At 54.2% G+C, this 19846-nt stretch carries 25 protein-coding genes, 1 tRNA gene and 3 pseudogenes; 19 read left to right on the top strand and 10 right to left on the bottom strand.

Going from position 1 to position 19846, the window contains the following annotated elements:
- Together IQK56_RS12825 and IQK56_RS12820 are read right to left on the bottom strand one after the other, a co-directional pair.
- Positions 1 to 168: pseudogene (locus tag IQK56_RS12825) on the bottom strand (aldehyde dehydrogenase family protein); the annotation flags it as partial.
- Positions 167 to 679, bottom strand: a pseudogene (locus IQK56_RS12820) (MFS transporter); the annotation flags it as partial. The pseudogenes IQK56_RS12825 and IQK56_RS12820, both read right to left, overlap by 2 nt.
- 448 nt (positions 680 to 1127) lie before the next feature.
- Here IQK56_RS12820 and IQK56_RS12815 point away from each other — a divergent pair.
- The gene (locus IQK56_RS12815) at positions 1128 to 2339 is read left to right on the top strand and encodes a site-specific integrase (protein ID WP_193864100.1); all 1212 of its coding nucleotides are present in this window, start codon (positions 1128 to 1130) and stop codon (positions 2337 to 2339) included.
- On the opposite strand, the gene IQK56_RS12810 is transcribed toward IQK56_RS12815, so the two are convergent.
- Positions 2332 to 2820 (bottom strand): hypothetical protein, encoded by a 489-nt coding sequence (locus tag IQK56_RS12810; RefSeq protein ID WP_193864099.1) that lies wholly within the window; start codon positions 2818 to 2820, stop codon positions 2332 to 2334. The genes IQK56_RS12815 and IQK56_RS12810 overlap by 8 nt on opposite strands.
- Positions 2821 to 3005: 185 nt before the next feature.
- Here IQK56_RS12810 and IQK56_RS12805 point away from each other — a divergent pair, with 185 nt between their 5' ends.
- The 3 genes from IQK56_RS12805 to IQK56_RS12795 all read left to right on the top strand — a co-directional run bounded on the left by IQK56_RS12805 (position 3006) and on the right by IQK56_RS12795 (position 4480).
- Positions 3006 to 3209: a helix-turn-helix domain-containing protein gene (locus IQK56_RS12805; RefSeq protein WP_193864098.1), complete on the top strand. Its 204-nt coding sequence runs from the start codon at positions 3006 to 3008 to the stop codon at positions 3207 to 3209.
- A 118-nt stretch (positions 3210 to 3327) separates the two neighbouring features.
- On the top strand, positions 3328 to 3564 hold the full coding sequence (locus tag IQK56_RS12800) for a helix-turn-helix domain-containing protein (RefSeq protein ID WP_095634341.1): 237 nt from the start codon (positions 3328 to 3330) through the stop codon (positions 3562 to 3564).
- A gap of 64 nt (positions 3565 to 3628) precedes the next feature.
- On the top strand, positions 3629 to 4480 hold the full coding sequence (locus IQK56_RS12795) for a hypothetical protein (protein ID WP_193864097.1): 852 nt from the start codon (positions 3629 to 3631) through the stop codon (positions 4478 to 4480).
- A 104-nt stretch (positions 4481 to 4584) separates the two neighbouring features.
- Here IQK56_RS12795 and IQK56_RS31150 read toward each other — a convergent pair whose 3' ends face one another.
- Positions 4585 to 4950, bottom strand: coding sequence for a hypothetical protein (locus tag IQK56_RS31150; protein WP_246500213.1), 366 nt, complete (start codon positions 4948 to 4950; stop codon positions 4585 to 4587).
- 672 nt (positions 4951 to 5622) lie between these two features.
- Between IQK56_RS31150 and IQK56_RS12785 the strand changes: the two genes are divergently transcribed.
- Positions 5623 to 6345, top strand: coding sequence for a hypothetical protein (locus IQK56_RS12785; protein ID WP_193864096.1), 723 nt, complete (start codon positions 5623 to 5625; stop codon positions 6343 to 6345).
- 110 nt (positions 6346 to 6455) lie between these two features.
- On the opposite strand, the gene IQK56_RS12780 is transcribed toward IQK56_RS12785, so the two are convergent.
- The gene (locus tag IQK56_RS12780) at positions 6456 to 7340 is read right to left on the bottom strand and encodes an AbiV family abortive infection protein (protein WP_193864095.1); all 885 of its coding nucleotides are present in this window, start codon (positions 7338 to 7340) and stop codon (positions 6456 to 6458) included.
- 267 nt (positions 7341 to 7607) lie between these two features.
- Here IQK56_RS12780 and IQK56_RS12775 point away from each other — a divergent pair, with 267 nt between their 5' ends.
- From IQK56_RS12775 to IQK56_RS12730, 10 genes and pseudogenes are all read left to right on the top strand, one after another.
- The gene (locus IQK56_RS12775; RefSeq protein WP_193864094.1) at positions 7608 to 7787 is read left to right on the top strand and encodes a YodC family protein; all 180 of its coding nucleotides are present in this window, start codon (positions 7608 to 7610) and stop codon (positions 7785 to 7787) included.
- Complete coding sequence (locus IQK56_RS12770; protein WP_193864093.1) at positions 7788 to 8054, top strand: DUF6953 family protein; 267 nt, start codon at positions 7788 to 7790, stop codon at positions 8052 to 8054.
- Positions 8055 to 8132: 78 nt separating this feature from the next.
- Entirely contained in the window at positions 8133 to 8849 is a 717-nt protein-coding gene (locus tag IQK56_RS12765) for a hypothetical protein (protein ID WP_193864092.1), read from the top strand.
- 592 nt (positions 8850 to 9441) lie between these two features.
- Positions 9442 to 9858: a DUF5681 domain-containing protein gene (locus IQK56_RS12760; RefSeq protein WP_017529439.1), complete on the top strand. Its 417-nt coding sequence runs from the start codon at positions 9442 to 9444 to the stop codon at positions 9856 to 9858.
- A complete protein-coding gene (locus IQK56_RS12755) occupies positions 9855 to 10286 on the top strand; it encodes a hypothetical protein (protein WP_193864091.1) in 432 nt (143 codons plus the stop codon). The genes IQK56_RS12760 and IQK56_RS12755 overlap by 4 nt, the downstream gene beginning before the upstream one ends.
- Positions 10273 to 10491 (top strand): hypothetical protein, encoded by a 219-nt coding sequence (locus IQK56_RS12750; RefSeq protein WP_193864090.1) that lies wholly within the window; start codon positions 10273 to 10275, stop codon positions 10489 to 10491. Before IQK56_RS12755 ends, IQK56_RS12750 begins: the two co-directional genes overlap by 14 nt.
- On the top strand, positions 10488 to 11321 hold the full coding sequence (locus IQK56_RS12745; protein ID WP_193864089.1) for a hypothetical protein: 834 nt from the start codon (positions 10488 to 10490) through the stop codon (positions 11319 to 11321). The genes IQK56_RS12750 and IQK56_RS12745 overlap by 4 nt, the downstream gene beginning before the upstream one ends.
- A gap of 68 nt (positions 11322 to 11389) precedes the next feature.
- Positions 11390 to 11734 carry a hypothetical protein gene (locus IQK56_RS12740; protein WP_193864088.1) on the top strand — a complete coding sequence of 115 codons (345 nt, stop codon included), beginning with the start codon at positions 11390 to 11392 and terminating at the stop codon, positions 11732 to 11734.
- 8 nt (positions 11735 to 11742) lie between these two features.
- A pseudogene (locus IQK56_RS12735) lies at positions 11743 to 12338 on the top strand (tail assembly protein).
- Positions 12335 to 12919: a tail assembly protein gene (locus IQK56_RS12730; RefSeq protein ID WP_193864086.1), complete on the top strand. Its 585-nt coding sequence runs from the start codon at positions 12335 to 12337 to the stop codon at positions 12917 to 12919. The pseudogene IQK56_RS12735 and the gene IQK56_RS12730 overlap by 4 nt, the downstream one beginning before the upstream one ends.
- 34 nt (positions 12920 to 12953) lie before the next feature.
- Here IQK56_RS12730 and IQK56_RS12725 read toward each other — a convergent pair whose 3' ends face one another.
- Complete coding sequence (locus tag IQK56_RS12725) at positions 12954 to 14138, bottom strand: hypothetical protein (RefSeq protein WP_193864085.1); 1185 nt, start codon at positions 14136 to 14138, stop codon at positions 12954 to 12956.
- Between the two features lie 570 nt (positions 14139 to 14708).
- Between IQK56_RS12725 and IQK56_RS12720 the strand changes: the two genes are divergently transcribed.
- On the top strand, positions 14709 to 15320 hold the full coding sequence (locus IQK56_RS12720) for a recombinase family protein (protein ID WP_193864084.1): 612 nt from the start codon (positions 14709 to 14711) through the stop codon (positions 15318 to 15320).
- On the opposite strand, the gene IQK56_RS12715 is transcribed toward IQK56_RS12720, so the two are convergent.
- Together IQK56_RS12715 and IQK56_RS12710 are read right to left on the bottom strand one after the other, a co-directional pair.
- On the bottom strand, positions 15315 to 16166 hold the full coding sequence (locus IQK56_RS12715) for a hypothetical protein (RefSeq protein ID WP_193864083.1): 852 nt from the start codon (positions 16164 to 16166) through the stop codon (positions 15315 to 15317). The genes IQK56_RS12720 and IQK56_RS12715 overlap by 6 nt on opposite strands.
- A 137-nt stretch (positions 16167 to 16303) precedes the next feature.
- Positions 16304 to 16380, bottom strand: a tRNA-Arg gene (locus tag IQK56_RS12710).
- Between the two features lie 327 nt (positions 16381 to 16707).
- Between IQK56_RS12710 and IQK56_RS12705 the strand changes: the two genes are divergently transcribed.
- The 3 genes from IQK56_RS12705 (at position 16708) to IQK56_RS12695 (ending at position 17843) form a co-directional block, all read left to right on the top strand.
- Positions 16708 to 16935 carry a hypothetical protein gene (locus IQK56_RS12705; protein ID WP_150677029.1) on the top strand — a complete coding sequence of 76 codons (228 nt, stop codon included), beginning with the start codon at positions 16708 to 16710 and terminating at the stop codon, positions 16933 to 16935.
- Positions 16936 to 16946: 11 nt separating this feature from the next.
- Positions 16947 to 17126 (top strand): PA3371 family protein, encoded by a 180-nt coding sequence (locus IQK56_RS12700; protein WP_150761921.1) that lies wholly within the window; start codon positions 16947 to 16949, stop codon positions 17124 to 17126.
- A gap of 390 nt (positions 17127 to 17516) precedes the next feature.
- Positions 17517 to 17843 (top strand): Arc family DNA-binding protein, encoded by a 327-nt coding sequence (locus IQK56_RS12695; protein ID WP_193864082.1) that lies wholly within the window; start codon positions 17517 to 17519, stop codon positions 17841 to 17843.
- A gap of 202 nt (positions 17844 to 18045) precedes the next feature.
- Here the strand turns inward: IQK56_RS12695 and mgtE are convergent, their stop codons facing one another.
- Both mgtE and IQK56_RS30870 read right to left on the bottom strand, forming a co-directional pair.
- Entirely contained in the window at positions 18046 to 19488 is a 1443-nt protein-coding gene (gene mgtE / locus IQK56_RS12690; protein WP_193864025.1) for a magnesium transporter, read from the bottom strand.
- Between the two features lie 40 nt (positions 19489 to 19528).
- A partial coding sequence (locus tag IQK56_RS30870; protein ID WP_206691819.1) for a hypothetical protein occupies positions 19529 to 19846 on the bottom strand: 318 nt, incomplete at its 5' end.

Here is a 19846-nt window from a genome sequence, read left to right as displayed (position 1 = left end):
ATGGGATTTGCCGCCGGACAGCAGCCGGGCCCCTTGCGCCAAAGCATCATCCACCAGCGCCTGGGATTTTCGTACCGCCGCGTCATCGATCAACGGCCCGACCTGTACACCCGGCTCCAGGCCATTGCCCACCTTCAAGCGTGCCATGCGCTCAACAATGCGCTCGGCACAGGGCAAAGCACAACGCCACCAACATCAGCAGTTCAAGGCCGAGCTGGGGATGCATGACCAGGATCAGTTGACCGAGCACCAGCCCAAGGTAGGACGCGATCATATAGCCGCTGAACACCACGCCCCGCTGCTTGGCATCCGCCTGCTCATTGAGCCAGCTCTCGATGACCATGTACTGGCACATCATGCCCAGGCCGACAATCATCCGCAGCACGATCCACGCCGGCAACCAGTCGACCAGGCCGTGCCCCAATACCGCAGCGCCGACGATACCGGCGCAGGTGGCATAGGCACGGATGTGCCCGACACGGGCAATCAGGCGGTGTCCGATCTTGCCGCCCAGCACCAGGCCGAAGTAGTTGGCCGCCATCAGCGCACCGACCCACAGGCTGTCGACATGGTCGGCCGCCAGGCGTAAAGCCAGGTAAGTGCTGAGCAGGCCGGAGCCGATCAGCATCATCAAGGAGGCAAAATAAAGGGCTCGAAAAGATTTCCAGATCTGGCGCATCGGCGTTCCGAGCGGCTCCTTGCAGTGAGAGACAGGGCTATCGGCATGATAGTCCTGGGTGGCCGGTTCCGGACAGGCGGTACGAGCTGTTTCCGGGGATTATTTTGCTTGAACAGCTCAGACGACGCGGGGTGGCGTGAGAGGTACACCGTGGCGAAAAATACCTGGCAGCACCTGCTGTGAACATTGATCGGCGGCAAGGTTCGATTGATGTTTGAAAAGACCGCGCAGGCACAAAAAAGCCCCGCACAGAATAGGCTGTGCAGGGCTTTGAATCTGGTGTCCCAGGGCCGGTTCGAACGGCCAACCTTCCCCTTAGGAGGGTCAATTCAGACCCAACAGGTACAGCCACAAGCCCAGGTTTAATGGGGCTTTTAGTCCCATTGAGTCCGTGAACATCGAGCGGTATAGTGCTTTTTGCTGCCACCCTGCTGTCACGGTCGAACCCTTGAAAACCAAAATCACTCAGAAGCTAATTGGCAGCCTAGCCGCCGAGGCGAAAGCATACCGCGTGCATGACACCGTGCAACCCGGTTTCTTCATTCGCGTACTGCCCAGCGGTCACAAGTCCTACATGGTGACTTGGGGCCGAAACAAGAACGCCACCCTCGGGCGTGTCGGCGTGCTAACTCTTGACCAAGCCCGAACCGAGGCCGCCCAGTACCTGGCTGATGCGCACGCCCACGGCGAGCCCCTGGCCATCGCCCAGGGCCGCAAGGGGTCAACCCTGCCCTCGCTGCGCGATTTCATCGACGATACCTATATGCCGTGGTTCAAAGCTCATCACAAAGGCCACGAGAAGACACAACACACCCTCAGTAATAACTTCGACCCAATCATGGCCCAGCGCCTGGACGCGATCACCGGACGAGACCTGGAGCAGATCCGCACAGGATGGATGCAGGCCGGCAACAAGCCCTCCACGGTCAACCGGAAAATGGGCTCTATCAGCGGAGTATTCAGCCGGGCGGTCGAGTGGGATTACATCGATGAGCACCCTCTGGCCAAGCTGAAACAGCTCAAAGTCGATTCAAAGGGGGTGATTCGCTACCTGGCTGCCGACGAGACCAAGCGTCTACGCGCTGCCCTGGACGCTCGACAGGATGAAATGAGGGCCGAGCGCGAGAGTGCAAACGCATGGCGGACGGATCGCCACAGAGAGCCGATGCCAAGCCTGCTGGAACTGGCCTTCACCGATCACCTGAAGCCAATGGTGTTGGTATCATTGAATACGGGTATGAGGCGCGGAGAGCTGTTCGACCTGAAATGGTCAGCGGTGAACTTCGACACAAAGACAATCACAGTCGCCGGGGCCACCACCAAGACAAGCGATACGCGCCACATCCCGATGAACAAGGAGACTATTAGTGTACTGGAAGCTTGGAAGAAGCAGGTGAGCAAGCCGCCGTATGTCTTCCCAGGTCAGGGCGGCGGTCGCTTTGAGGACGTAAAAAGCGCCTGGCTCAAGTTGCTGGAGCGGGCGCAGATCGACGGATTCCGCTGGCACGATATGCGGCACGACTTCGCTTCACGCCTCGTAATGGCCGGCGTACCGCTCAACACGGTACGGGACCTGCTGGGGCACGCCGATATCAAGATGACTTTGCGCTATGCACATCTGGCGCCAGGCACAAAGGCTGCTGCGGTGGAGCTTATTTAAAAGGAACGTAATCGACATCGCGCATTGGGACGACGGTAGAGTGCATTTTATGTTTTTCAACATGGGTGAGCAAAGAACTCCACCCCATACTTACCGCATCCAACGATATAGATTCACGGTTGACCTCGTAGTAACCCGCCTCATCCGCAATCCAAAAAACCGGGCTCACTTTTATCGTTTCCCACGTCCGTAGCTCGTCGTAAGTCAGCGCCTGGGGCAAATCAAAACAGAGCTTTACAAACCTTATCGACTCGTCGGTAGACCAAATCCCGTCGATTACCTCACCAAGCGCAGCTTTCGAACCGTCCACATTTTGATGCGCAATTGCCTGGGAAATCGCCCATTCAATCACTGCGGTTAGAGAGCGCTTCTGCAGTCGGCCCATTATATCAAGAGCAAATTTAATTTTCGGATCAATCCTAATGCCCACGGCTACCGTGGTGCTCGATTCGCCAGTCCGCTTACTTGTCTTAGTGGCCATACATTTCCATCTGCTCTGATGAGGTCAGCCTAGCTGACCTTATTGCCACAGCTTGCGCGACGCGCAAACCCCTGTCAATCCATGCGAGTACGAGTCGATTTAGCTTTTGCTTGCAAACATAGTTTTGCGCGATGTAGGCTAGCGAAACACGACGCCTCTCTGGCTTCGTTTTTTGGGAGACCACCATGGAACAAGCACAGCAACAAATGGCGCCGCTGTCGGTGAGCGTCGAAGAATCTGCCCGCATTCTGGGTATCTCGCGCTCAGCCACCTACGAGCTGATCGCTCAAGGGGAACTCAAAACTTTCAAAATCGGCCGCCGACGCCTGGCACTGGCATCCGAGCTGAGGGCTTTTATCGAGCGCGCAGCAAAGGTCGGCGCACGGTGAAGTGCGAAAAGAATAAGGACTGGGGGTTGCGCATGGCTGCGCGAGAGGTTGCCAAGGCGGTGCTCGAACACCGCCTTAGCGAAAACACACTGGATAGCACCAACGTGAAGGGCAAACTATGACACGCCATTCTTCAACTGAGCAAGACCGCAAGATGATAGAGGCCCTGCGAAACGGGCCGGTATCGACCATCGAAGCCGCCAAGGACCTGGATATCGTCCAGCCCCCCAACACCATCCGCCGCCTCAGGAAAAAGGGTCATGAGATCCGCACCTATTGGACGCACCAGTCCACCGAGCCAGGCCGGCCACCTCACCGCGTCGCGAAATACATCCTGATGCGCGAAGCGTCGTAATCCAGAGTTCGCAGAGGTCTCCGCAGATTTGCGGCGACCTCTTGCGTCTTCCTGTGAGCTGCTTGTGGGCTTCGGCCCGCTGGTTATCCAGCCGAGTTACGCTGAGGTCGATTCAGTGGAATGCCTAGCCACAAAACTACTTCGCCGTGGCGACGCGGTGAGCATTGAGCGTGGGCAGCTCGCCATTCAACCGGCGAGCGGCAGGCCCGTGCCGGCTGAATGGATGAATGCCAATGCGCGAGAGATCTGCCGATCGATATTGGTTGCGGCCGGCATTGACGCCTACGAGTACGTGGGACACCGCACTGGTCACTACGGAAAGCGCAGAGCTGCGGGCCTGACTCTAATTTTCGCATCGGTGATCACAGGTGAACCCGCATACGCCATATTCAACGTGGACCTGGCTCGAAAGCGGACCACGGCGGGCGGCAAGGCCGGTGGTCCTCTTCCTGCTGGCGAGTTCCGCGTAGGTGAACGAAGCCACTTCTACAAGTTCTGGGCGTCCATGGGTTTGCAGATGCCAGATCGGATGCAGCGGTTCCACAAATGCATGGGCAAGCTATCCAGTTTCTTACTGACGGGCAGCGTAACCAATGAGCGCCTTGACGTGCAGTCAATCCGGCACGCGACCATCGCTGCTGATCAAGCTCGATCGGCGATTCTAGGGCACAAGGAGGGCACAACTAAGTCACAAAGAGGACACAAGGAGGGCACAATCTCAGGGCACAATGAAACTGCTACAGACCACGAGCAACAAGGGTTTCAGCCGAATTCAACTACGTGCGCTGAAAACCACGGAAACAAGGTAATAAGGGAGTACGGTAACAAGATAAGTATTTGCTCCCCCATACAAACCCTTAAGCCACCCCAGGAGCAGAGTGTTGATGAGTGGTTGGAGGCATACAGTTCGACCTGATCTGCTTTGCTGAGAAGGCACCGACCGCCAACAAATGAAAAAGGGCACCACCCTGTTTCGGGGTAGTGCCCTTGATGCTGCAAAGGTTTCGTTGCTTATCAGCCCTACTCCAGCACCACCGTGCGGTATTGCTGATCGCCGCCCAGGTCATCCGAGCCGAACAGAGCCTGATTGACTGCCTTCCTACTCTCAAGCAGACGGTCATGCTCATCATGAGTGCCAATGTCAGCCGCAACCCACTCAGGGAGCTCCTTGCGCCGCCGCAACTCGCTAAGGTGCGTCCACCACCGGGTAGCGTAACGCCGCTCTGCGAGAATGAGCTCAACCACTAAGGTTCGTTGCTTCTCGGTGAAGAGTGGCAGGTGTAAGACACTAGAGTCTTCCGCCTCGATGCGTGCCGAGCCCTCCCCTTCAAATTCGGACTTATCTTGGCCTTTCAGGGCGTTACTGATATTTTGATAAAGTTGCATGACGTGTGCCTCTAAGCTTCGTCGTGTGATAGCCAGGCCGCTGTTAGCGCAGCGGCTTGGCACCTATTCTGAGATGGTCCAAGTTAGGACCATCGACCTGATCCGCTAATTTCTCAGCTGATCGCCAGGGGTGAACGATCCGTTCACCTACTGCTTACCCTTCTCGCTGATCCAGCCCGCCGCCCAGCTCATTGGGTCTTTCGTACCTATTGGCTTGAGTGGCTTGCCGTCACGTGCCGCTTGCTTACCTTCCTCCTCCGTTTCAGTGTGAATCCACAGCGCTGTCAACCTAAAGCCTGCCGATCGCTGCCGCTCCTTGTAATCGCGCTGCCTAGCCGCTGCTGAGCGAGGGACTTTCGTTTTGTCGGACATTCAATCCACCGTGACTAGTTACGATTAAGCAAAGCTACGCCTCCGTAACTAGTAACGCAACCCCTGCTGCGTGATAATTTCACGACCTTCACCATGACCTCAGGATTGCAGGATGGCGTGCTCACCGACACTATGTAACTAAATAATACAAGAGCTAGCCAAGGGCCATCACTTCATGATTAGATCTCTGTGGGCCTATCGTCTAATTTGGCAAGACATCTCAATGAGAGATCCCGGTTCGATTCCGGGTAGGCAAAGAACATTTATTCAAGTGTTCTTTGCCTACCTTGAGGGCATCCAATGGATGAGCAACAAAAAGTCGTGGTATTTAACGCGCAAACTATCAATGTTCGAGAATTAGAAAAGGCTTGGGCACATACCAATCGCCAAATCAACGCCCTAATTCTTCAGAAAAACACGAAATCCATTGAAATATCCACAAAGCTTCTTGCTTTGGTCTACTGCGCGCTCGCAGAATCTCTTTTCTCGAAGTTAATCCATACGCCTTATGGACTATCTATCGTGGAAATCGATCAAGTTAAAACTGTTACGAATAGACATGGGGTGAAAGCAGGCTGGATCAAATGCGCGGAACTGGCAATGCAGCACGTTGGAGGAGCCAAAAGCAATCACGGCCCCAATGTTCTACAGAAGCTTTCGGCGATGATTGAGCAGTATATTTTTGACCCAAGTTTAATACGAAATAAATTAGCTCACGGACAATGGTCCGTGGCTTTAAATAGAGACAACACAGCGATCAATCAGCAGATTACCGATGAAATTGAGGCCCACTGTGTAGTGGAGCTCTACCGTCGAAAACACGCGCTTGAAAAGCTAGCAGCAATTATAGAAGATATAATCGAGTCCCCAAATAAGGCGCACCACAGAGACTATTGGGTCCACCTAACAGAATTTGAAGAGGCTCAAAAAACTCTTTCCACTTGGACTTACAGCAAAAAAGTCACACAGTTATTTCACAAAAAATCACATACCCCAAAAGTGGGTAACCAAGATTCGAAATAGGTAGACCCCTGTCCTCCTCAGGCTACAATAAAACCGCAGTCCTACCAGGGAAAGATCGCCAATCTCTCCCTTGGCTTCCAAATTCGATTACAGCGAAACAAAAAGTCAGTTCACTTCTCTACTCCATCTTTCCTGCGCCCCAAAAATGCGTTCTCTATACCCTCCCACATCTCCTCACGAGTTTCGGCCAATGACTTCCCTTCCGGCCTATCTACAGGTAGCAATCTACAAACCTCTTGGATCTCCCTAACGGCTGAGGGAAGATCGCCCTTCCACCTTGATAACATTTGCACTTTAAGATCGGTAAGTCCCATAAAGTCAGCATTTTGGGAACGAATTTTTTCATAATCGCCTTTGAATATTACATTCTGTGGAGAAGTAAACTCACCATCAAAGTCAACATACAACGAAGAATTTTTTAATCGATTTGATTCTTTGTGAAACTCTTCTTGAACCGCTTTGAAAGCAGTCATCGATGCTGCAATATCAGCATTCTTCTCTGCAAGTACTTCACCCTCCGAACGAGGAAGAAAGTACGCATTCATTTTATTCTTGCTTTCGTGCCGCCTAAAAACCTTAGCAAGTGATTTCACATCCACATTTTCGCCAGTTAAACAGGAGACGACTGCGGCACTTAATATTTCAATTTTCCCGCACTCTTCAAGTGAAATTTGGTGTAATAGATACGCTCTAGGAAATGCTTCAACATCAGCCAAAACACCCGCCTCATAGAAAAGCCGATCCGCATTCTCAAATACACTCAGAGCCCCCTCAATAAGATTAACCGCAAATGCCTCCTGCTCTTGTGTCAGTGCCATTTCAACCTTGCTCCCCTTTGAAAAATCCATTGTGCGCGAGCGCCAGGTCAAAACCAATACCGGAACTCCGTAGTCTCGACCATGCCATCTCCAATAAAAGTTTGCGGCGCTCCGGTCACCATCAGTAAAATTTCGTTGAGTGTGACGTTTTGGTCTCACTGAGACGGCTTGGTCCATCTGGCAGATCGGGAGTGGTTCCGATTTTCTCGGTACGCCTTCCGAGTACTGCGAGACAGACCGAATGAGCCGACTCGGATCAGATGGCCTGTTTGGTCCTTCCGCATAAGTGAAGAAGTGGCCGAATACCGCGAATCGTCACCACGCCCCCTCAATTGTGGAAGTCTTCCGCACACCCAGCGACGCTCGCTTAGGGTCGTCAGCATTGTGGCTCTTTGAGATCATAGGTATCTTGTGATCAGCTATCTAACAATCAAAGGAATGACTATGAGCAACGATCAGTTCGTAATAGGAAACATTGTAAAACTTAAGTCCGGCGGGCCTGATATGACCGTCTATTCGTTGGAAAGGGCGCACCTTAGCTGTCAGTGGTTCGCGGGGAAAAAGCTAGAGAGGGGTGTGTTCCACGTCGATACGATCGAGCCGGTTAAGAAAGCGGAGGAGTAAATGGACGCGAACTCCGTGGCCGCCTGGATGCTAGAACAAATTCAGCGAGAAGATTGCCTTTACCAAGATGACGTCGTTGACTATCTGGTGAAAGCAAAGCACGAGCGCTTGCTGACCGAGAACGCGGATGGCAACCAAGCGATAGGTAAAGCGGTGCTAACTGCCTTCCGAAATCTGACGCCTGATAACGTGGTATGGGTGAAGCCAGATAGGTATTGGCGGTTTCGAGTCGCAGAGGACGAGCCGGGACGTGATGCCAGAGGCTGAAGCTATCGCAAGCTTGCCAGGAACTGTTTTGCGCCCCTAATTAAGCGTACGTCAAGGCCAACGAGGAAAGGCACTTTTATGGAACAACCGGACCAGCCTCAGGATGATGATGTAATCCCCAATAAGTATGTCGCCTTCTGTGACGTACTTGGGTTTTCTCACGCAGTTGAGAATGATTTCGAACACACGATCCGCCTTTACAAAGAGCTCAGTGCGCGGATATCGGACTGGCCATTTCCTGAAAAAGCCAATATCTCCGTTTACTCCGATTCAATTCTGATCGTCTGCGATGAGCTCCCGCCGCTTCTGTACGCTGTGCAAGCCTTATGGTTCGCCACTCTTGCGCAAGACTGGCTAATCCGAGGAGGCATCTCATACGGTAAGTATTGGGAGGATCGTACCAATGGCAACTTATTCGTCGTCAGTGATGCCTTGGTAAGAGCTGTGCGTCTCGAGTCAACGATTAGGGTACCTGGTGTCGTTCTATCACCTGAGGTAGAGGTGCCACTAGGTGAATGGTATAAGAGATTTCGTGATGGTCCATTTGCGGCTCCCCTCTTACACTTCGACGGGTTCAACGTAGTAAACCCTTTTAACCCGTACTGGTTTTTATCGGCAAAAAACCGAGTTAGTAGCCTTTTAGCGAAGTATCCCGAGCACGCCGCTAAATATGAATGGTTTTTGAGATTGGCAGAACACGTCGGCAATGAAGACACACTGATTCCTCCAGCAGCTGTTACAGAACTTATTGCCATCGGAGCTATTAGGGACCGGAGTGAGGAAAGTACATCCTGACAGCAGGCTGGAACAGGCTCGATCCAATTGTGATCATGGCTTACCTTTGAGCCATGGGTACTCTCCAGCCGGGGTGAGATCGTTCCAAACTTGGACGCATCAAATCCGCGCCACGTTTTCATATCTCGCAAAACGTGGCGCGCAACCTGGCATCCCAAAACGGTAATTCGTCCCTCCCCGCTCAATCCTCAATCTGAGATCGGACTTAGCCGAAAACCCGGCTGCGTATCACTTTGCCTACCACCGACTTACTGCAACAAAAATCCCCCTCTCAATCCGCCGCAAACCAACTATTTCAGTCCCGTTTAATCCGGTTATGTGTATCACCTAGAGTGCACCTAAAAAGCACTGGATAAATGATCAGATCATGCCTAATGTGAGTTTTTGAGCCACTCAAAACTCCATTCGAGGCCGCACCTATGAACACAGCTAAGCCCGCCCGAGGACGCCAGCACAAACCAACTCGCTCCGAAGTTGCTGCCGCCTGGGGCCGCCTTCGCGAAGCCGCAGCCGACGGAAGCGTTCAAGCATCCGCCCTGCTGATAGCGCTCGCTGAAAACAAACCGGTCATCGCTATGGAATCGCCCACCGCATGACTGATCGCGATAAGGCCGGCAAATGGAAGCCGGGGCAGTCAGGTAATCCCGGCGGCCGATCCGGCCAGACGCAAGAGTTGCGCGCCCGACTCGCGGAAGGTGCAGACGCCGTGACAAAGAAGGTTCTGACAGCGGCCAAGAAGGGCGATATGCAGGCTTGCCGCTTGATCCTTGAACGCCTGGTACCGCCAATCAAGCCAACTGCCGAGACAGTGTGCTTCGACCTGGACGACACCGACCTGCCCAGCGCAGCCAAATCAATCCTTCGCGCAGTTGCCGCCGGCGAGCTACCGCCCGACCAGGGCAAGGCATTGATCGAAGGGCTAGGCGCTGTTGCCCGAGTCATCGAGGTTGCCGAGCTACAGAAGGCCGTCGAAGAACTCCGCGAACAGATGGAGGGAATGCGGCAATGAGCATTAAGTGGATGCGGGCCGAGCTCAAGCGAATTGCAGAGAAGATCGGCAACGAAGACGAAGAGACAGTGCTCGTTATGTTGACGGTGGTGGACTGCAGGGTTGACGCGGTTGAGGGGGAGATGGATTACCCCGAGACAGTGGGCCACTCCTTCAACTATCCCGTCCTCGGCGTACAGACGGTCATGCACTTCCCACTGTGCACCATGAACAGCTATGACGCGGCCAATCTGGCAGAGGCGTTCATTCTCCACGTCCGCTCAACTGAAAGCCTCCGCCGTCCCGCTCCGGTAGGTGTGATGGATATGCGGCCATTCCCAAGCGCTGGCGCTTGGATCTTCCCGCCATTGGCTGACGGGCAAGACATCAAAAATCACGTCGCCGAACAGTACCGGCTGATCCTCGAGGCCCGCCATGAACATCCGTAGCCAGGTGGCCAAGCTGCGTCAGCAATCCGGGCTCACTCAGTTCAATCGCGACGTGCGAGAGATAAGCGCCCTTATGAACGAGTTGCACGCCGCGGCAGCCGGCGGCGGCACCCAAGAGAGCGTGCCCCTATTCGAGATCCTGAGCGAAGCCTCAGACCGAAAAACGGCCGAACCACGACCAGACAATCAAAAGGTAACCCAATGAAAATCGGTAAACGATCCGTCCTCAAAGTTGGCTTGGCCAACCTCCATTACTCCGAATACGAGCACTCCCAGGTAGAGGCAAGAACATTCAATATTCAGCGACCCGATGGCACCAAAGGCACCTGGCAGGCAGGTGGCTTGCTGAAGTCTGTTCGCCATTTGCAGGGCTTGTCGCTAGAGGCGTTCAAGGACCTTGGAGAAGAAATTCTCTCGATTCGCGAGAACAAGGACCTCAACGCCGCAGCCATCGAGCGCAAGGGCAAGGAGCAGATTGATGGAATCATCCCTGCCCTGATGCCTGCAATGGAGAAGGCAGCAAAAGATATGCTCACGTTGGCTCAAACAGTGGCCAGCGGCTTTGCCGCGGTCACGCCGCGCGCTAGCTCGGACGTTGTTGGTTTCCTGGCCGATCAGGAGCTACGAGCCATCGTGCGAGGCCTCAAGCCGGAAGAGCGTCAGCGACTAGTCGCCGAGGCGCGTGCAGGTAGTCATCCCGACGTTGTAGAGGCGGTGCTCAGGGCAAATCCAATGCTCTCCGGGCTATCGCCAGAGGCGGCTGACAGCCTTTCGCGCGCAGGAATTGCCGCGTCGCGCGCCGAAGACATCGAAGGCCTCAAGCAGATGCTAGCGATCTACGATGACGTGCTGGCCACCGCCTCCAATGCTGGTGTCGCACTGAGCGGTATGGTCGCCAATTCGAATGGGTACACCGGCCGGTTTGAGAAGTGGCGATCGGGCTGTGAGGGCTCCGAAGCACTTCGCGAATGGCTGGCGAAAATGCCCACTCGCACCACCGCAAAATCGTCTCCTGATCAATCCGAAGCGGCCTAACTGCCCCTCCGTGCGCTACGCAAGTATTGGTAGCGCCGATCAACGGCAGACTCTGTGAGTGTGAAGACATGACCTTTCAAGAGCGTTTTACCGAAGCGTGCAAAACGCAGAAATTCAAACCCTACGAACTGATCCAGGGGCCGGACGCCGGCTACACGGTGTGGGAGGTCCAGCACGTCAGTGGTGGCCAACAAGTCACAGTCGACGGCCCCTTCTTCACTGAGGAAGAGGCCAGGGTTTCCGCCGACCTGCTGAGGGGGACATTCCGAGGCGCCCGGGCCAGCGATGCGATCTACAACCGGGTGTGGAACTACGACCCGCGCCAGGAGCAGTTGACCATCGATCAAGCGCATATGTCGCGCGCTGTGCTCGCCATTCGCCTTGGGCTTCCAGCCCCTTCCACCAATCCATAGGAGGCCCCATGGCCGCTATAGCAATTGAATACGCCCCACTCACCACCATCAAGCTGTGCGGACAGCTACGGCAGTTCGGTAAGTCCTACCAGTTCTCCGTCCGCACGCCGGCCGAGGCCATCAAAGCACTGTCAGTGCAGATCCCAGGGTTTGAACGGTTTCTGTCTAACGCAAAGTCTCGCGGGCTCGTGTTCGCGGTCTTTCGAGGCAAGAAAAATATCGGTGAGGGTGAGCTTGGATTTCAAGGCAAAGGCGACATCATCATTGCCCCTGTGATCGTAGGCAGCAAACGCTCTGGAGTTCTGCAAACCGTCATCGGCGCAGTGCTGATCGCAGCCTCATTCTTCACGTTCTGGGCGCCTCCAGTATCAGCCGGTCTATTTGCATCTGGCGTGGGTATGGTCGCCGGCGGCGTGATTCAAATGCTGAGCCCTCAAGCCCAGGGGTTGAAGTCCAGCGCCGCGCCCGAGAACACACCCGGATATGCTTTTGGCAGTGCGAAAAATACTGTGGCATCGGGCTTGCCCGTACCTCTCTGTATCGGCCACCGTCGCTGGGGTGCGCCATCATCAGCGCTGCTATTTACGCTGAGGATCGGGTATGACTGCCATCGAATATTCACCGCGCACAACCATTCTACTCAGTGGCTCGCTGGCCAAAAAATATGGCCGTCGACATACCTATGCCCTGTCCGCTCATGGCGATACCAGGGAGGCTTTAAGGGCAATCGATGTGAATCACCCGGGCTTCCTGAGCGACATCGCGCGAGCAAGGTCTATCGGCCTGGAGTTTGCAATTTTCCGCAACAGGAAGAACGTAGGCGAATCCGAGTTGACTCTCGGCGGGGCCAGGGAAATAAGGGTGGTTCCAGTGATCACCGGGAGCAAGCGGGCCGGCATACTCCAGACCATCGTCGGCATCGTGTTGATCGTGGCCAGCGCATTTACCAACGGCGCAACGCTTGCCCCTGGGATTGCGCTCGTGGCTGGCGGGGTTATCCAAATGCTCAGCCCCCAGGCCGGCGGCCTTAAGACCAGCGCAGCGCCGGAGAATACTCCCGGCTACGCCTTCGGCAGCGCCAAGAACACCACGGCATCCGGTAACCCGGTACCGCTCTGCTACGGCAAGCGGCGGGTAGGAGGCGCTATCATCAGCGCTGCGATTTACGCCGAAGATAAAGTTTAAAAAGCCGAGAATACAGATTAGATCCTAACCAGGTTCATTCATCACGAGACTTGGAAAAACCAAAAATTTTCTCTTGCTGATTTACAAAATAATCATGAGTAAATGAGATGATATCTACATAATCCTCATAAATTATATGCAGTTGATTGCTGTAGTGCTCCGAGCGTGGAAAAACTCGCCAATGGACTGGCTCCCCCGTGAAAACTTCAATTTCCCCGTCGCTACGCAAAACTATCATACGGTCGTCCATTTCCAGGACAGTCCCAAATGGTGCAGTCCCCGTTGATACAACATCACCATCAAATGGGAGGTTCTGCCCACCTAAATATTCAAACTTAGAATTAGATTTTTTTTCTGCTTTATAGGAAGAGTTGTAATTGCTGACAGATATCGCTCCGCCAGATATTTTATACATCTTCTCTCTGCTGCCCCATACGAAATCAGGCTCAGCAACACCGCTCAATCCGAAGATTTCTTGCTGATCAATAATTCGATCAAACACACGGATCTTCTTCTTAGTTCCTGGGTCTTTCTCCTCTCTAAAGCTGGCCATGAACGCGTCTTCAGAGGTCCACCCCATTACGCTTTGAAATGCCCAGTCGCAAGCACTACAGGCTTGGGTGGCGAGCTGTCTAGCATTTCCAAGCGAATCAAAACTGCTTCGTGGAACGCTGAAATCAAATAGCCCGTCCGTGCCCGCAGCAGTGGCCAGCGCGCTAAACCGCTCGGATGCTTTAACCTGAAATATACTTGCGTCATGATGTTTATGTAACCGGCTCTCTCTTGAACGAGTAGAGGCAGTTCGCGGAAATGAATAGAGACCTTCATTACCACCTGCAAAGAATTGGTTATAGTAAACTTCTGTATCTGTAGGGAGAAAGTTAAACGGGCTAGTCTGTGTCGACCAATACTCGCGAGACCGCATGTTTTCCGCATGCAAATTAGCCTCAGAAAGTCTTGAAAGCTGCAGCTTTATAGGATGTTCAACATGGGGATCGCGCAATATTCTACGAACCTTAGTGTTATAGAACAAATCACTATCCGAAAAGGCCACTCTAATCGCAGTCTGAATTTCTAGATGTTGATCTGCTATATCATCTATAAATGCCTCCCAGGCAACTTTATGGAGCTCCCCCCCATCCCCCAAAAGGATAAGTTCACCAGAGTAGATTTGAGAATCCCAATAACTTCCGGGTATGCTAAGTTTCACAGAGCGCATTTTTTGCCCCTATGTATCTTGGCCATCTGCGCTTTCGAGATAAACCCGAACACCTTCCAACTAGTCAAAATTACTTCCGTAGGCCTATCCCATGGAGCTATCCAGTGCGCGACTGGGTAGCCATGCCAATTTTGATGAGAATCACCCACAAATTTTGCAACATGGAGAGGGCAACCAATGGGCGGGGGCGCTATTCCGATAGGCTGCACAGAGCCACCACCAACGTTTAGACCCCAATAGCAGTCATTTCCGAACCAGTCTGCTGAAGCGGCAAGCTCGAAACATCCTTGCTCCTCAGGAAGTGAGATCGTCCATTGGGACTTAATTCCTGCAAAAGCCCTGCTTCGATGCTGCGGATTTGGCGTGTAGATCAAAGGCCCTCTCCCTGAGCGCGTACCTAGCTCCTAATAGTATCGAAGACTCCTATGCGCCTTTCTCGATGTCAAGCTCTCTAGGGTATGCCTATCCAGATACAGGCTTATTTTGCCTTTTTCGGGCTTTACGGTTGATAAGTAACACCCAAAGTGCAACAGTATTAGTAGAACGCCCTAACTGATACAGGCACCTATCATGTTCATCCGCGCATACCTCCGAGCCTCCACCGAAGAACAAGACGCCGGCCGCGCCAGGGCCTCGCTTGAACAGTTCGCCAGCGACCATAACAAGGTCATCGCCAGCGTCTACCTGGAGAACGCCAGCGGCGCTAACGCCGACCGGCCGGAGTTGCTGCGCCTGCTGAAAGATGCGCGCAAGGGCGACGTGCTGCTAGTGGAGTCGATAGACCGCCTCTCCCGCCTCCCTGTGGAGGACTGGCAAAAGCTCAAGGCTGCGATCGACTCCAAGGGCCTGCGCATCGTTGCACTCGACCTGCCTACCAGCCACCAGGGAATGCAGGACACCAAGGGAGACGAGTTCACCGGGAGGATGCTAGGGGCTATCAACTCAATGCTAGTGGAAATGATGGCCGCCATTGCGCGTAAGGATTACGAACAGCGGCGCGAGCGGCAGGCTCAAGGTATCGAGAAGGCCAAGGCAGCGGGAAAATACCAAGGCCGACCAGTTGACGCAGATCTACACAAGCGTGTGACAGAACTTCTAGGCGCGGGCCTGGGAATTAGGGCAACGGCCCGGCACGCCCAGTGCTCGACTACGACAGTGCTAAGGATTCGAGAACTTTTATAGTGCCCGATTTTGAGCCATTAATGCGGAGGCTTTGAAAAGCTCTGCATCTAAGAGTTGGGCCTGATCAAGCGCAGCTTGGCTGAACGCCTGCCCGGTCAGCAATTTTTCGGTAGCCGCAAGAAGATTCCGCTCAAAACGGTGACGAAGCCACTCAATTCTGAAGCGGTCTAAAGAATCGAACTCATGTAGAAGCTCTTTGCCGAAGGTTAAGGATATTAACCTTCGAGCCTCATCATCTAGATGCCAACTGAACCGGTTTGGATCGTCTTGGGATAGGGCGAGCAGGTAAATGATTCTGCTAAGAATAGACTGGAAGGACGAGAAAAGAGTCCAAACGTATTCGCCCAAATGCGGCCTGAGAATTTGGACGTCGCCATAGAGGGCAGTTACCAAAGCCAAGACTGCATCATGGTCTAGCTCGTCAGCGAGCTTGTGGAGGTAGGTGACTCCATCGCCTTTCAATTCAGAAAAGTTGAATTGGTCCAGGAGATGGAAAACCGTAGGCATTGCCTTCTTAGAAGCCACCACAGTCGCCCAAAGCGAGTCTACTGCATCGATTTTGCGCGCTATCGTCGCTTTTTGAACCTCAGAAAAGGAAGCAGATGCAATCCTGAGCTTTTCAGCCTGTCGATCTTGCTCTGACCTCAATGTTGCGAGTTGGGCGTCGCCCTGGTCTTTAAGCACTGCTTTTAGCTTTTCCAGCCGATCGGCATATTCGAACCTGATACCGGCCTTCAACCTTTCACCAATCCAGTTTCTCAAAAGCCACCCGAGGGCCACCAGCAAAGCGGTGGTCACCCCTGCGGAACTGAGCACACTCAATGCGAAGCCCGTCAGATTATCCATACCGCTCCCTGATATGAGTTACTAAAAAGCCCCATCAGGTATGCCTGAGTGGGGCTAATTTAACACCGCTCGCTGCCACCCTGCTGTCACGGAAATTGCAGTGGTGAGCCAAAAGTGGTTACAGGCGTTGATTTATATGGTGTCCCAGGGCCGGTTCGAACGGCCAACCTTCCCCTTAGGAGGGGGATGCTCTATCCAATTGAGCTACTGGGACTTATGACAGCCGTCGTGCCAGTGGCATTGCGACGGACGGCGTGCATGTTAACGGCCGAGGTCGGTTTTGTCATGTCGTCCGTGGGCTTTTTGAGTGTAGGACGAGATGCAGCCGGATAGTTGCCATTTCGCCCCATAAATACGGGCACTTCGCACAATCGTGCAAAATGCACTCCCCCAAAATACCCGCATTGCAAATTGCAACCTACCGACGTTTAAAATAAGTCTCAAGCCATTGATTTTATTGAATTAATAGATTGGCACGAGACCTGCAATACTTCTCCATACAACACCCTTTCAACCACGGCGTTAAGCGGAGAACATGACCATGAACAGTGCCCTTCTGTTAACCCTTAACGCCGTTGCCCTGGCGGCGCTGGTGACATTCCACTTTCAGTCGACCGGCAGCAATGACCCGGCTCAGATCAGCCAAGCGGTGCCGCATCACCTGCAACAACGCCCGCAACTGGCAGTCATGACGCCCAATGCGCAATCGCCGGTACGCTTGGCACAAGGTACCCAGGCCGCCCCGGCCTCTGAACACTGGGTTTTCTGAGGAAACCACGAATGACCAAGTCTGCCTGGCTGTTTCTGTGCCTGACCACCGCGACCGGAACCTATGGTTTAGCGGCGGACTCCCAAGACACTCAACTCAGCGCACTGATCGCCAGCGGTGTATGCGCAAGCCTTCTGCTGCTAAGCCTGGTTATGGGTCGCCGCATCAAATTCGACCCGGTTTTGCGCTGATCCCCTTCCCCCTCGCCCTACCTTATGTCGCCTCGCCCTAGTAAATCGGCAAATTGCCACTAGTCTTAACACAAGGGCAAAAGGCCACTTTGCTATACCATATGCGGCCTCAAAACCCCGTTGCGGCCCGGCCTGCGGGATGATCGAGTATCGACCCTCCTTCGTGGAAAAGTTTTCCAACCAGTCCGCAAAAATGCAAATGAGTGCTGGCATAAAGCCTTTAGGCAGTTCAATATTTGTCACAGAATTGACGCCAAGGAACTGGCAAATCTGAGGCATGATGCGGCCTCTTTGCAATTCGGGTTGAACTTTGGTCGTGAGTCTTGTCTTAACTCTCATCGCTTGCGGCCAATTCCAAAAACCGCTCCCCTGAACTAACCGGTTAAATATATGCGCCCATTGAAACAGGCAATTTATTCCAGCCGTACGGCTGACAAGTTCGTCGTACGTCTGCCAGACGGAATGCGGGAACGCATTGCCGAGGTGGCTCGCAATCATCACCGCAGCATGAACTCCGAAATCATCGCGCGCCTGGAACAGAGCCTTATTCAGGAAGGTGCGCTGGGTGACGAGCTAAGCATTCGCCTGGACAGCCCTGAGCTGTCGCTGCACGAACGCGAACTGCTGCAGCGTTTTCGTCAGCTCTCCCACCGCCAGCAAAATGCCCTCGTCTCGCTTATCGCGCACGACGTCGAGGCGGCCGCAGAAGCCAATTGATCTGCAACTGAAAGCCGAAGCCAGCCATGTGCTGGCTTTTTTTTGCCTGAAATTTAGAGAGGCCTCGACCGAGTTATCACGCAGATACCGTCTTGACGCTCACCGGGCAGCCCCAAGTTTTGGGCCGTAGCAGCTGCCGAGCGCAAGCGAGGCTGCGTTGGGGCCCCGCAGATCGCGGGGCCCCCAACGCAGGGGAGACAGGTCAGAGCAGGAAGATCGTCGCCAAGCCCAGGAAGATAAAGAAGCCACCGCTGTCAGTCATGGCCGTGATCATCACGCTGGCGCCCATGGCCGGGTCACGACCGAGGCGCGCCAGGGTCATGGGGATCAGCACCCCCATCAGTGCGGCCAGCAACAGATTGAGCGTCATGGCGGCGGTCATCACCACCCCGAGCGACCAGCTGCCATACAGCAAGTAGGCCACCACACCAATCACGCCTCCCCACACCAGGCCATTGATCAGGCCCACGGCCAGCTCCTTGCGCAGCAGCCGAGAAGAGTTGGCGGTACTCACCTGATCCAGCGCCATGGCGCGCACGATCATGGTGATGGTCTGGTTGCCGGAGTTACCGCCGATACCCGCCACAATAGGCATCAACGCCGCCAACGCCACCAGCTTTTCGATGGAGCCTTCAAATAGCCCGATCACACGGGAGGCGATGAACGCCGTAATCAGGTTAACGGCCAGCCAAGCCCAGCGGTTATGCAGCGAACGCCAGACCGAGGCAAAAATATCTTCCTCTTCACGCAAACCCGCCATGTTGAGGACTTCGGTTTCACTCTCTTCACGAATCAGGTCGACGATCTCGTCGATGGTCAGACGGCCGATCAGCTTGCCGTTCTTGTCGACCACAGGCGCCGAGATCAAGTCATAACGCTCGAAGGCCTGGGCCGCATCGTAGGCGTCTTCGTCTGGGTGAAAACTCACGGTATCGCTGGCCATCAAGTCAGCAACCCTTTTTTCCGGATCGTTGACCAGCAGCCGCTTGATCGGCAGCACGCCCTTGAGAATGCCTTCGTAATCGACCACGAACAGTTTGTCTGTGTGGCCAGGCAGCTCTTTCAGGCGGCGCAGGTAACGCAGAACCACTTCCAGGCTGACGTCTTCGCGAATGGTGACCATCTCGAAGTCCATCAGGGCGCCGACCTGATCCTCGTCATAGGACAACGCGGAGCGCACGCGCTCACGCTGTTGGCCATCAAGGGCTTCCATCAGCTCATGGACAACATCACGGGGCAACTCAGGGGCGAGGTCAGCCAGTTCGTCGGCATCCATCTCCTTGGCCGCAGCCAGGAGCTCGTGATCGTCCATGTCGGCGATCAGGGTTTCACGAACCGAATCGGATACTTCGAGCAGGATGTCGCCGTCGCGGTCAGCCTTGACCAACTGCCAGAGGGTCAGTCGATCATCGAGCGGCAACGCTTCGAGAATGTAGGCAACGTCGGCGGAGTGCAGGTCATCGAGTTTGCGTTGCAACTCGACGAGGTTTTGCCGGTGGACCAGGTTTTCAACGCGGTCGTGGTTAGGACCTTCCTGGCGACGGGTAAGGTCTTCGACCACGCGCTGGCGCTGCAGCAGCTCGATGACTTGAGCCAGGCGATCCTGCAGGCTGTCTTGTGTTTTCTTTACTTCTACTTCGGTCATAGGCGAACTCCACTCCCAGCAGCGGGGCACGCCGGAAGGATCAATCAGTCAATTCATGATTGGTAAAGCGGGGTACTGAGTAACTACTGGGTAAGTCCATGGAGGTATTCCACAAGCCCCGGCGGGGCTGACGGGCGCAATGATACACCGCCCGGCCGTCTTTAACGTCAAAAAACTGGAAAGAACAAGCGCTTGCGAGCCAAAGCTGAGTATTGGCTGCATCTAAGAACTGCGACGCCGCCGCTTGAATGGAAAACACATGAGGAAGGAGAAAAAGATAAAGTCCGACACAAACTCCAGACGGCAAAAAGCCCGCACTCGGCGGGCTTTTTGTTTGTATGGTGCACTCGACAGGATT

This window comes from Pseudomonas cyclaminis, from assembly GCF_015163715.1.
Taxonomy (GTDB): Bacteria; Pseudomonadota; Gammaproteobacteria; order Pseudomonadales; family Pseudomonadaceae; genus Aquipseudomonas; species Aquipseudomonas cyclaminis.
This window is presented reverse-complemented; position numbering and strand designations above follow the sequence as displayed.